5 protein-coding genes are annotated in these 14,326 nt (G+C 41.8%); all 5 read right to left on the bottom strand.

The genetic code is table 11. From position 1 onward, the window contains the following. Positions 1–848: 848 nt before the first annotated feature. Positions 849–1,229: a hypothetical protein gene (locus tag KD145_RS03780; protein WP_212004578.1), complete on the bottom strand. Its 381-nt coding sequence runs from the start codon at positions 1,227–1,229 to the stop codon at positions 849–851. A 9-nt stretch (positions 1,230–1,238) separates the two neighbouring features. Further along, the gene (locus KD145_RS03785) at positions 1,239–4,382 is read right to left on the bottom strand and encodes a hypothetical protein (protein ID WP_212004579.1); all 3,144 of its coding nucleotides are present in this window, start codon (positions 4,380–4,382) and stop codon (positions 1,239–1,241) included. Positions 4,383–4,397: 15 nt separating this feature from the next. Further along, positions 4,398–7,034, bottom strand: coding sequence for a fibronectin type III domain-containing protein (locus tag KD145_RS03790; RefSeq protein ID WP_212004580.1), 2,637 nt, complete (start codon positions 7,032–7,034; stop codon positions 4,398–4,400). Positions 7,035–7,123: 89 nt separating this feature from the next. Then, the gene (locus KD145_RS03795; RefSeq protein WP_212004581.1) at positions 7,124–12,433 is read right to left on the bottom strand and encodes a T9SS type A sorting domain-containing protein; all 5,310 of its coding nucleotides are present in this window, start codon (positions 12,431–12,433) and stop codon (positions 7,124–7,126) included. Between the two features lie 107 nt (positions 12,434–12,540). After that, the gene (locus KD145_RS03800; protein ID WP_212004582.1) at positions 12,541–14,322 is read right to left on the bottom strand and encodes a hypothetical protein; all 1,782 of its coding nucleotides are present in this window, start codon (positions 14,320–14,322) and stop codon (positions 12,541–12,543) included. Positions 14,323–14,326 lie beyond the last annotated feature (4 nt).

Raw genomic sequence — 14,326 nt, forward strand, 5'->3', positions numbered from 1 at the left:
TTTAGCAAAAAAGGCTGTAGAATATTAGATTAACGGCATAGTTTTCAAAAAGATATCTGATGTTCGGTGTTATCTCCTCAACTTAATTTCAATAAGGTTATTTTGATATCATTTTCTATTCCTCAAAATCAGCTATCTAAATGTAGTAAAAAAAAGAGAAAACAAAAAAGTTTATAGCTGTTTTACATAATAACGACATTTTTTTTCAATTATAAAAAGTAGTGGCAAAAATCCTGCATTCACTGCAAAAATGGAGTGTAATCTTCCCCGAACTTCGGCCATAAGAATAGCGTTATGAATTGATTCATTAACTTTAATCCTGATCATGAAAGGAAAGAATTTCACAGAAATTCAAATCGTATCCGCCCTGAAGCAACAGGTAGGGGGCATCACCATATAAAGACATCAAGCATTCACTATTTTTTTTTTGGGGGGGGGGACTGCTGGGATTGACAAGCTGCTGGTTTTAGCAAAAGCATGGCAATAATGCGCTTTAGTTTCAGTCAACTATTCCATTTTTATTAGCTACCAAAGCTGTGCAACCTTTCCTACCTGTAGGATCATTATAGGAGATGCCTGTAAAAGCAATGAATGGCAATCTTGCTACCTGGGATGGTCCTCCGGATGTGAGGTTATACAAAAGGAACTCGACTAAAAAACAAAACCCGCAATGACCGTTTGAATGTTAATGGTGTTCACGCTTTTCCCAAATGGAAATAAATCACTTACAATACAATCTGACAAAAAGCCTTCAAAGTCGCAGGTTTTGTGTTTTAGTCTGTGACTTGAAGGCTTTTTGTTTCTCTGTGTACCTTAGAGTAAGGTTCGTTTAGGTGTAAATAATTACTTTACTGCTTATTCTCAGGAGACGAGGGAAATGCTTTTGAATTTAATTCTACAAATTTTATCCAGTCTTCCAGTAGTTGTTTATACACTGTTGTCGGAATTTCTAAACGTTGTCCTTCTTCTTCAATTTCATAAACAGTGATGTCACGATAAATATGGATATCACCGGTTGGAAAAAAATCTCTTATCCCCATTTCCTCGTTCGTTTCTAATTCGCCTTGCTGAATCTGAGTTATCTCTTGAATAAGTTCGTGATACCAGGATAAGCTCCGACCTTTAAAGGTCGAAAACGTATATTCTAACAATTCATATTCCTTTTTCCCTGCCATGCCTTTGAACCACACGATATTCCCCTCTTCTATTAATATACTAAACCACATCATACTATTTAATTATTTTATTTCTTCAATAAATGCCGAAGTAATTACATTATTGTCAAGGTATCCATGAATTTGTACTTGTTTACCATTAAAAGGAACTATACCTATCCATTCTCTGGTACCTTGCATTTGTTTTACTCTGAAAGCATCACTGATTAACTGATCAATTTGTGCTGCATCCATACCTTCCGCAAAGAAGGTGGATACTCTCCCTTGGGGGCCTTTCTTTTTGACTTGCCATTTTTCATTTCCGGTCCATTTGCCTGCTTTGCGCATGTCCTCAAAATCAGGCAATCTTACTTCGGGTTCAGCTATCCATACGTCTTTTCCATTTATATTCCCTACACTCTTTTTTGTTGCTGCATTTATTCGAAGCTTAGTTGGATTATTGGAAACGGTTTCCCAATTATGAAGTCCGGTAAACTCAACTTTTGGCGTTGGGTTTTCCTTCAAAAGCTTTATAAAACCATGATTTTCTACTAAATCTTCTATAGCTTCCCATACTTGGTCAGCAGGGAAAGTTTTATCAAATATTGTCTGCCCCAAACCATTCTTCATGGTAATCTTAACTTCTCCACTATGAAGATGTACTCTGGAAGCCGCTGTCAGCTCTGGCACCAGACTTACTGCGGTAGCGGCTCCATTGGTTGCTAATCTGACCTTACTGCCACCTGGAATTTCTCCTTGTCCGATATTTTCAACTGGAGCATTAGCAGGCTTCCCTTTAGGTGATAATCGCTTAAAATCTCGTTCGCCACGTATAACACCATTGTCGTAAACATCTACCCAGCCATCATTTGCTATAATAGTCCGGTTACATTTATTAGCTAAATGTTGAGCCGTTTCTAAGTCAGTGCATGAAAGTAAAACAATTTGTTTATTGGCCGGAATATTTTTTGAATCCAGCCATTTTGCCAAAGAACGATGAGAGATTTCTACATCCTGTCCGTTATGAATAACTTTAAAAGTACTACCATTACTATGGACTGCGATGTAAACGTTATTATCAGCTGTATTATTTAACCATCCTTTCACTTTATTGACATCGCCCTCACCTAAGGTTATCACCCTTCTCTCTATTTCCGCTATATCATCTGCAAAATCGACTGCCATTCCAGTCTGTGCTCTTAATCCATCTCTGATCTCTTTCAATTCTGCCAATTCCTTCTCTGTTGCCAAAGCCCCATTTGATGTTCGACCGGCATCAATCATCTGGTCCAGGTCTTCTACCACTTTGTTAACCCTTCCTATTGACATGGCCAAATTAGGCAATGATAAGAGGAAGCCAGACATCTGGATCCTGCTCCTTAATTTATCCGATATAGCATCCGTATTCAGGCTCTGTGCCACCGCAGCTGCTGTTGAACCAACCAGGTCAGCAGCCACTGCAATTTTCCTCACATAATTGCCAACTGTTAAGAAAATCTTTAATCCACCAACACCAACAGTCAGGGAAGCAAGATCTGCAAACATCCAGGCCGTTTTACCGGTAACCTCTAAATTATTCACATGACTCATCAAAACCGCCTGGATGGCAGGTATCTGAATTACCAGTCCCTTCTTGTAATCCTTACCACCGAATTTAAAACTACCAGCAATATGCACAGAAACCATCTGGTTATATGGCGCCTGTTCATATGCCTTAAATTTCAGCGCGTTTTTATTAGCAAAACTCCAGTTGAAATTCTTAAACTGGAACAAATCGGCTTCCAGCTGAGGCATGGCATCTACATCATCCAGCAATGTACGTTCCTTGTCTACATCTATTATAAGATGTCCAGATTCCATAACCATCTGGCTAATACGCATCAAAACAGCCGTCAAACAAGCATTACCGCCAAGTGCCCAATTGTCCTTATCATAAAAATTGTCATACAGTTTCTGATATCCGATATTCCGCTCAATGTATTCCAATACGTCTGTGTATTGGTTTTTATTAAAGCTGAGCAATAGTTTAAGACAATCTTCTTCCCTCGAAATCCAGAAAGAAGTATTCTCAACAACTTTCTTAAATGCTATCTCTCTCTTATCCAAAGGCGCTTGTTCCAAATCAAACTTAGCCTCATTTTTCAGGTGCTCCGTTAAATCAGATAGTGGCGTAGATTCATTAAATGTTGCCCAGAAATTATTGTTACTGATAACCGTTTCCCGGATATATCTGTCAAATTCTGTATAAAAAGCAGTAAAGAAGGCAACTTTGTTTGTTGTATATGCCGCGTTTATATCCTGATGCGATTCCAGATATTCTCCCCAAGGCCATTTGTTGGCATATAGCGTATCATAAAGCTTCCCATCTTCAGATGACATTTCAAACGTAAGTGTTTGTGGCACCTCCCAGTTACCATCTTTTTTCCCGCCACCAATAAATTCCTTCGCTACAATTTTACCCTGCTGTGTAAACCGACCAAAATACTCAGGATATAACGCCCGCATCTGCGCAATCTTATCCACCCAAATAAGCTCCGGTTTTTCACAGTAAGCCTGCGTCATCTTCATGGTAGCCTCATTCAGACAATAATTGCAGTCAGCACTGATTTCGTTCTTAATGCTTTGCTTTATTACAATACCATTATGCCTTATTGGCAATGAGTTGGCAAAAGGTGAAAATTCGGTTGCAAATGTGGTAAAAGTTATCTTCTTTTTGCTACCAGAAACAAAAGCGGGGAACTCTTTAACCGGGAATTTATACAAAATATAATCCTCTCCGCATGGTTGTGGGTAAACAAAGCCATCTACCGCATCTACACCTACCTCCTGTACATATTTTTCATTTGTTTTCGTATTTACATACTCATTCTTATTATTACTATACTTATATATTTCGGTGTTTACTTTGTCTTTACTGATTACAAATCCTCTTAATGCACCAACAATCAGTTCAGGTATATAACGATCCCCCTTATTGGTTACATCGACGACGGTTCCATACTGAAATAATACATTGTATACATTTGCCTGTGGCAGTGAAAGAATACTCCCATCCGGCGTTAAGAATGAAACAGTTTTACCATCTTTATTGAGGAAGTCTTCGCTTATATTTCCAACTAAAATATCCTCACTTTCTCCATCCCCTTCAAATATTCCCCATACATGTCCCGGATCATGTATCACATTCCACTGATACTTCAGTAACCGGTCTCCCCCGTTGTAATCCATCAGGTTATTAGTAGTTCACCTGGTAATGCCTATACCATCACTGAAGGTATGCTCCAGCGTATAGGCGCCATGACCTACTTCATGCGCTACCGTACGGCCAATATTTTCAGCAGAAGCATCCTTGCTGAATATCAGTCCAAATTGGCTCTGACGTGGCATTTTACCCAACAGATCTCCATTTTTCAGCGCCACTTCATTCACCACAAAGAGATAGGTAACCTCCTTATCTATATTACGACCCTTGCGATAAGCTTTCTTCAGCGCTTTTTCCTCACCCGTGAAGTCATTGCTGAGGAAAGCACTTTTACCATCCTGCAATACGCCGTCATGATTCAGATCCCACGTCGTATCCCTGCGGAAAGTGGTATCCGTTACAACAGTATAGGTAATCCCCACCTTCGCATACGCATCCTGCAGGCTTTTCCTGATAGCTTCATCCGGTACGGTAGTATTAGCTCCTACAGGTATCAGTACTAGCTTCTTTTGTTTAGGTCCGTAACTGGCTACCAGCAACTTACCCAAACTAATATACTTGCCCTTGTCTTTAGCATATACCGCAAATACTTCCTGTGCATCGCCGGCAGGACCACCAGTAATTTTTATTGTATAGCTGTTATCCTTACGTACAAACGGATATAAAATCCCTTTGCTACTCACAAACCTGATGCTGTCTGGATTAATTCCCGCCGCCGCATTTTCGAGGGTAGCTGTTATCTCCTCTGTTTCACCAGGTACAATGGCTTTGGCGCTGACACGGTATCTTCCATCAGCTAATTTTTCGTAGCTGTCTTCCAATACTTTCTTACCGTAATAATTATCATTCCAGGTATCAAAAGCGTAGTTATTATTTCTGCCTGGAGCAAAAGTAACCTTACCCTTATCCAGTTCCAGGTTATTGAGTGCCGCCAGTGCAGCAGGGTTGTCCACCAGGCCTTTATCACGTTTACCCGCTTCTGTTACCTGTCCTTTCTTATCAATATTATAAAGATTACCATCTGCATCTTCCAATACCAGCGGTAATGTTTTGCCTTTGTCTCTATAATTAAAAACTTCTTTGTCATCACCCACTTTTACAGTGATCGTACCTTCATCCAGGTTCACTGTAATATTATCTTTAGTGAAGATGTGCAGTTTGGTGGTGATATCAGGTACCAAATCTCCCGTTTTCACATATCCTACTTCTGAGCCACCACGCTGCTTCTTCACCGCATTGTCAACAAATTTATCGATGCCTTCTGTTACCGCCTGCATTTCGCCACCGGTTACTACCAGGTCAGTGTTAATGCTGATACCACTAAATGTCATCAACATGCCTATTCCAAAACCAGGTGTAATAACACGGCCTTTCCCTGTAAACACACCGTTACTACCCTCCACTGTTGTTAACAGTACATCAAAATGGCCTACCTTCACAATCAATCCAGGCAGGGCAATGGGCAACGGATTATTGTTTTGGGGAGATGACAGTTTCCCAGCATCGCCGCAACTGAAAGTATGGAGCGGATCTGTGGTAACGGTAACCAAATCGCTAAAGGGACCATATACACCCGCTACACGCCATTGTAAACGGGCTTCGTACGCACGGCCCGGTTCCAGGCTACGCAGTGTAAGCGCACTGTCTGTTTGCCTTTCTTCTGTATTCCAGTCAAACTCCACTCCGTCCTTTTTGGCGGCACGGTACTGCAAGCGGTATGCATCTACATGATAATTGATATTATCTGCTGCAAGCGGCCAGGATAGCTTGATACTACGCTCCCCGTTAGCAACACCATACAGCTTAGGTTTCTCTATTTTATTGATTGCAAACGGATTCGTACCTAAATAGGTAAACGTACAACTTTGACTATAGCCCTGATTGCTATACATATCGCGCCCACCTTTATCCCGGGCCTGTACAATCCACACATAGGCCATACTATCAATGAGTGCTGGCTCACCCGGACCATAAACGAGCATATTGCTTTCGGTAGTAGCAGTATAAATAGGACGCGAACTCCGAATGATATAATCAGGGTTACTGTTAGCAGGTTTTATTTCATATAGAGAGAAAACATATTCAGTTGCACTTCCTTCAAGGGGGTTAGGCGTATTGCGGCTGCTCCAGTTAAAAGTCAGGAACTGTGGATCGCGCTTTTCCACGCGACTGCCACATACAGGGAGATTGAGTAAAGGCGGGTCATTTTTCTGGAAGAAAAATATGTTGGCACCCTGATTACTTACCTGTACGCCCGGACGACGATAATCAAAAGCGGTAAAGGTAATCCGGTAAGCACCCTCCGGTAAAGCTCTCGTACGCTCATAATTATCCCTGCTAAATCCACCACTAAATTCAATATTATTAGTATTGAGATAATCAATCAGATCAATGCTGCTAATGATAGTAGGCACTCCCGGCATGAGCCTCAGGGGCTTCGGATTAAATGCAGGAGAAGTACGCATAATGAGCGTTCCATTGCGCTCCACTGTCATCTGCAGCCTTACTTCATAGGAAGGAGTTGTAAGATCATTCTGTACCAATATTACACGAAGCTTATCGCTGCCCGCGACTACATAGTCTGGTAGATAAACGCTGTAAGGTGGAATTATCTGTGTACTGGCAGTAATAGGATATTGCTGACCACTAACAAATTTATGTACTATAACAAATAGCACCAGGCATAATAGGTATCGGAATAAACGGGACATTGCTGATCTTGAATTATATGCTATTGTCAAAAAAACAGGTTGCTTATTAATATTTTCTACCTCGCGATAATGAATCGTATATCCTTACTTTCATTTTCTGTAATCACTCGTAATATATACGTACCATTCTTGGCATTACTGATGTCAAACTGATCATCTATCGATAAGGCAGGTGTATATTGTCTTCTACCAACAGTTAAGCCATTCATGTCAAAAACCGTAACGAGTACCTGTTGTTTCCTGTTGAGTTTTACTTTAAAATGGAAGTAGCCATTATTCGGATTAGGCGACAACGTGACTACATCGATCACATTTACCGGTAAACTATTGCCGGGTCCGGCAATAGGATCATATGGACTAATGGTAAGTTCTTTTCGCAGGGTATACGTACATACACCGAATCGTGCCTTCATCTCTACCCAGTACGTACCTGCCTGTGTAAATTTTATTAGCGGCGTGCCCCGGTCGTATCCCAACAAAATTGCCTGTGGATGATACGTCCAGCTAACTTCATCCGGCACTGGCAAACTGATTTCTTTTATCACCAGGGTATCCATCGCATTCTTTTTTGATGCCACCAGGAAGTTTACATCCGGTTTCACATTCGCTTTGGTGATACTGACCAACTGACTTGCGGCACAACCATTAGCATCCTTTACAGCGACCTCGTAGTTACCTGCTGACAGGTTGGTAAATGTTTCCTGAATTGCCCAACCCCCTTTATTCAGCGCGAATTGATAAGGTAATGTACCCCCTTGCACCTTAGTACGGATTACACCATCGCCTAAGCCGTCACAGATAGCCGCCGCAGTCGCTTCCATGGTTAAAACCGCGGGTTGCGACACTTCAAAATGACTGGTAGTGCTGCATCCCTTTCCGTCTGTAATGGTAACGCCATAATTACCTGCCGGTAAATTTTGTGCATTATTACCCGCAATACCTGCCACATTCCACTGATAATTATAATTACCATCACCACCGGCAACATTAACTTTTATGTTTCCGTTATGGGCTCCATAACAGGTTACCGGCAATATTGCAGCCGTAGCCGTAATAGCCGGATATAGCGTGTTCACTGTAGCCGTACTTCGGGCGGCACAACCGTTGGCATCCTTTACCTGCAGGGAATAATTGTCCGCAGGTAAGGCTGCAAATACGGGTGTAGACTGCCAGTCGCCATTATTCATCATATATGTATAAGGTGCAACACCACCAGCGCTTTGCACGCTGATCTTACCCGTAGCGTTAGCGCCGCAGGTAAGATGTTCAATACCAGCTATCGATAAGGATACAGGTGCTGCAGGTTGTTGCAACACTACATTTTGTGAGATAACACAGCCACGACCGTCCTTGATCTTCAATGGATAGTTGCCCGCCGCCAAACTATTATAACTGCTGGTATTTGTATAAGGACTATTATTAAAACTATATTGATACCCGCTGTATCCACCCTCATTACCCCCTGTTGCAGTAATACTGAATGCTCCATCTGTAAGGCCGTAGCAGGAAATCTGCATACCATTAAAACTGGAAGTGGTAATGGTTGTATTGATAGGGGTAGATGGTGCAGTAATACTTACTACCTCGCTCTCCGGAGAATAACAACCTAATGCATCTTTTACACGAAGCGTATAATTACCAGGTCCAAGTGTTGTGTTATTATTAAAAGACGTATATGCGCCGCCGTTAAGCGAATATTCATTTATCAATGTTCCGCTTCCACCATGCGATTGCAGGCTGATCGTTCCTTTGCCGCCATAACATACAATATCGTTTCGGGTAAGCTGATCTATAACAATAACATCACTAAGAGAATTGATTTTTACTGGCATTGTGATACCACAACTGTTGGCATCTCTCACTGTGATAATATAATCTCCCCCTGCAAGTCCTGTAAAGTCTGGTGACGACTGCCACGTATTGCCATCTATACTGTATTGCAGACTTCCTGTACCTCCACTACCAGCTACTTTGATGCTGCCACCTGGGATAGCGGCACACTTAACATCCTGTTTGCTCACCAATACAATATTCAGTGCCTGTGATGATTCAGTGAAGGTATAACTGTTACTCACCACACACCCACGACCATCTTTTACTTTTATAAGATGATTGCCTGCCGTGATATGATCCAGCAATGATATATTAGTAAATAAACCATTATCAACCGCGTAGGTATAACCGCTGTAAGTTCCACCATTACCTCCTGTGGCCGTAATTTGTGCAGTACCGTTGTCTCCTCCGGCACAGGAAATATTCTTTCCATTATAGTCAGAAAGAACAGCAGTAAAACTAACCGGAGCAGCTGGTGTTGTGATCGTTAATTTATCAGGAAAGTTTGTGGTACAGCCTTGTCCGTCTGCAACACGAACCGCATAACTACCAGCAGGTAAACTTCCCCCACTTGTATATGTTTGTTGCGTTGTCCAGTTATCGGTGCTGATCGTATAATGATAGTTACCATCACCACCTGTAGCAGACAGTGCAATATTTCCCTGCGTACCAAAACAACGGATATCGTTGACAGTAGCGCTTTCTGCCAGTAACGCAGGATAGTTGTAAACGATGCTGACAACTGTATCTTTCATACAACCGTTGGCATCTGTTACGCTTAAATTATAATCTCCTTTAGCCAGATTCGGTATTACCTGGTTTACATTTACGGCAACTCCATTTAATAACAGGCGGTAGGGCGCAGCGCCACCGGATACCGTAGTAGTGATACTACCCGTAGATTGTCCGTAACAACGGATATCCTGTTTCGTCACATTCATATACAGCGATGGCTGTGTGAGTGTAACACTCCCGGATATTTCACAGCCACGTGCATCTTTTACACTGATTGCATAAACGCCTGCAGTAAGATTTTGAAAGATACCCGTGTTTTGATAGCTACCATTATTCAGTTTGTACTGATATCCAGTATATGTACCACCGTTACCACCAGTTGCCATAATAGTGATTTTTCCGTCCCCCGCACCATTGCAGGAAATATTAAAACCATTATAGCCGGATAACTGTGTGGTAAAGCTTAATGCCGCCGTTGGTAAACTTACTTTGGAAGGTACGTCCGTAACGACATAACAGCCTTTTCCGTCTCTTACACGGAAGATATAGTCTCCCGCAGTATGTAACGCACTACCGTTAGTAAAGTTTGTGAAGGTGGTTCCATCATCCATTGACCATGCATATGTATAAGTACCATCCCCACCACTGGCTGCGATATTAACAACCACACCATCCGTCATACAAATGGCGTTTTTTAACGTTACATCAGTGATCTGTACTGCGGTAGGTGCTGTGAGCGTAATGTTGGAAGAGGTTACTGAGCAGCCGGCCGACTTACTATCTGTAACGGTTACACGATAAATACCAGGCTCCAGCCCTTCGATTTTTGTATCAGTACTAAACCAGAAGCTGTTACCTTTCCAGACACCGCCGACCAACTGCTCCCAGGTATATTTATAAAAAGAAGATCCCCCACTGACAGTTGTTTTCAGCAGTCCGTCGTTAGCTCCATTACAAGTGATGTTGCTGCCTTGCAGCTGCACCTGTAATGGGGATCGTTGATATACATCAAATGATTGCGTAATTTGGTCGTTACAGGTAGATGTTTGCACTTTCATCGTATAGTTTCCTGCAGAAAGACTGGTAAATTCACCAGTGGTATTAGTTAGGGGAATACCATTACTACCGGTGAGCGTATAGACGTAACTGTTAACCCCACCGGTAGCGGAAAACTGCAATCTGCCGTCGCTACCACCATAACAGCTAACAGAATCACGAGCAACCAACTGTAATGACAGCGGCGTTACTGTATTGAGTATTGTGGTGGTCGTCCAGCCAGTACAACCCGCGTAATCAGCATTCAGCAGCTCTATCGTATAATTGCCTCCATCCAAACCAGGGAAGGTATAATTACGTGCAGTCGTAATACCGGATTGTTGTACCAGTATTGCGTTTTTATATAAATTGTATTTATAATTTGTGGGACCTGCGTCTGCAGTAACAGTAATGCTTCCATTTGCAGGACTGATACAGGTAGGATTGGTGGGTACTATCTGACCTGTAACAGGCGGTGGTTGTGTAAGACGGATATTTATACTTTTAATGGGGCAGGTTCCATCTCTCACTTCTGCAGTATAATCATCACCGGCAGGAAGATTCTGCCATGTCATTGTAGTACCGTTAACCTTTTGTTCAGGCCGAACAATAACACCACCCTTCTTTAGCGTAAAGAAATAACCGTTATCAACACCATTTCCTCCGGCAGCAGTAACACTGATTTTGCCATCGCTACCACCATAACAGCTAACACCTGGGGCATTATTATTACTGAGCAGTAGTTCATCAAATTGTTTAATAGGTATGAAGTAAGGAGCAAAACAGCTTCCCATCTCTCCTGAAGCATTTATTACCCATAAACTATAATCACCTTTGGGAATATTTAGTAACCTGATACCTGAATCAACAGGAACGGCACCTGGACTCCAGTCCTGTATATCTCCACAGTTCGATACTCCACCTGCCAGCCAGGGATCACAAGGTACTGTTACATTACCTTTCCTTAATATCCAGCGCATGGTAGTAAACCCGCTGGTAATGGCACTACCGGGAATATATACCTGCCCATTATCCATACCGAAACAAGCCGGAGTTTTTTGAATTTTATTGACATCAACAACAGGTGGAGGTGGATTGAAGGTATATATATCACCTTTATTAGGATTATAAAACGAGTAGAATACCCTGTTAAACCCATAATCAGCTTTTACTCTGCATCGAAATTGTACATTTGTTACGGCTGATTTAATGGCTGGTATCTTTTCGGCTGGCACAAAATTGTAATCATAATCGGCAGTCGAATCCAGTGGAAACCAGCTCCCGTTGATATTGTATTCCCAGAGTACACTGGTGGTAACTACATCATCAGAAAATAAAGGCCAGTTCATATCAGAGTGCAGATTTATCGCCGAATTTCCACAAGCTCCACCAGGTGTAGCCGGGGATACAACTATAGGGTTGGGAGGAATCATTCTGTAGGAAAATGTGACTACCACATTAGACATGACTGATATATCCATCATTTGATAGCTATGACTTTTGCCATAAAAAACCCCTGAAGGGCCTGAAAGTCCGTTGTAGTCTACCGGATAAATATCTGTATAAGGAATTTCAGCCACATCAAGGTTGTTATAACCTAATGTAACCGACTCTACATAGGAATAATTAATACCTGCTGTCAATACTCCATTCCTGTAGGTATCCGGAAAGGGACCATGGTCCAAAGAGAAGTTGTTATAACTTGAAAAGTTACCTGCTACGCGGGCCTTTATAATTACATTCTTAGGCAGCGTTTGCCCCAAAACCTGATTGTTACCTGATAATAACAAACATATCAGCATAACATATCGAATAATTGTAGTAATACTCTTCATTAACTTAAAATTTTGCATCCTAATTAACCTGGTTATCAAAATGAATAGGTATAATTAACGGTGCTTGTTAATTCGCTATATCCCGGCTGCGATGCAGCAGCCCCTCGCAACAACCACATCACCGAAGCCCCAATATTATGTGTCTGTTTATTAAACATTTTTTTCTTCCCCGCATCTGTTGCACTTGCTGATTGTTTTGCTTTCGGTGAATAATTTATATTAAGCCCTGTATTAAAAAGGGTACTGTTAGTTGTATTAGCTATACCTGCAGCTTCCGTGGTGGCTTTGGTCATGTTATATGTAGCAGAAATACCGGTGCGCAGGGTTTTATCAAAATATTGTTTATTAACGTTTACGCTGGGCCCCATAAAAGTGGTCATTACTCCGGTAGCGGAATTCTGGTAGAAGTTCACGGCTCCCATAAGTGATAAAGATTTAGGTACCAGGTTATAGGTATAACTGAGATTAGAAGTAAAGAATTTATTCAGGTTTTCTTTGGCATCGACAGCACTACTTTTGTCGCTCGCATACTGATAAGATGAATTCAATGAAATGGTTTGTTGTCTGTTCTTATCACCAGTACGGTACATGATCATCCCGTTATAAGTATTGTTAACCTGGTAAAAATCCAATGTATCCAGTGGATTGGAGAAATAAGGATCTACCAGCGGACGAATACGGGTGTAGTTACTAAAGTTGGAATACCCGCTGTTGATAGCCCAATGCTCATTGGGAACAATACTGGTATTAATGTTGGCCACAAATCTTTTGGCATCGCTGGTTTTACTGTCATCCAGGTTATTTACCTGCATTCCTGCATTGGCAGAAATATTTACTTTCCCTCCCAATAACTGAAAAGTAGGCGCCACAGTGATATTGCGCATATCATTTACTACATTGTAAGCACCAAGGGTTACATAGTCTGGCGCTACCCGCTCATACCGCAGTTGTATAACGTAAAAATTGCCAGTATACCCAATACCAGCTTGAATAGCGTCAAAATAACGGGTACTGGCGGTAGGAGATAATAATTTACCCAGCAAATTAGAGGTTCCCCTACTACTGTCGAAACTGTTCTTTTCAGAACGGGTATCACGATTCAGGGCAGACACGGAATACTCTGTTTCTATAAAAAACCGCTTTGCTATATTTTGTTTGATATTAAAGGCCACTGCCACATTTTCCTTAGGCGTAATAGTAGCATCATCCGGGATATATGGGATAGAATTCGCATTATCTTTTGCCCTAAAAACAGATACCGTATAGGCGTTCCCATTATCTTCATATCCCATTTTCAGCCCATAACCGACACGTTCAAACGCAGCACGATTATAACTTTCAGGAGACAAGGCATCAAACGGAACGGCTTTCAGGAGTTTACCATACATCGCTGCAAACCGCCATTTCCCTGGGCTCAGCTCCAGTCCTGCCCCATCAAACATATGACCAGCCAGCGTATAATTGCTGAAGTTCATACTGGTGGTTCCGAAGTAGGCCCTGGCCCATTTATACGAAGGGGCGAAACGAAACTGATTAAACGGTTGGGAATAGCTCCTGCTCTGATTACTATAGCTAAACGAAAACGGCATATCATAACCAAACATATTGATATTGATATTACCATTCAGATACCAGGCCAGCGGATCTCTCCTGCTGTCAATACCATTGGCGGTATAAACAGTAGTGCTCGCATTCACTGACCCGTTCATGCTGATCCCTTTTTTAACTCCCAATTGGTCCAATGCCTGCCCATAGGTAGCTGAAGCCGACACCAGCAGTAAAAGGAAGGTTATACTATATCGTATATATTTCTTCATATTT

Source organism: Chitinophaga sp. HK235, assembly GCF_018255755.1.
Classification (GTDB): Bacteria; Bacteroidota; Bacteroidia; order Chitinophagales; family Chitinophagaceae; genus Chitinophaga.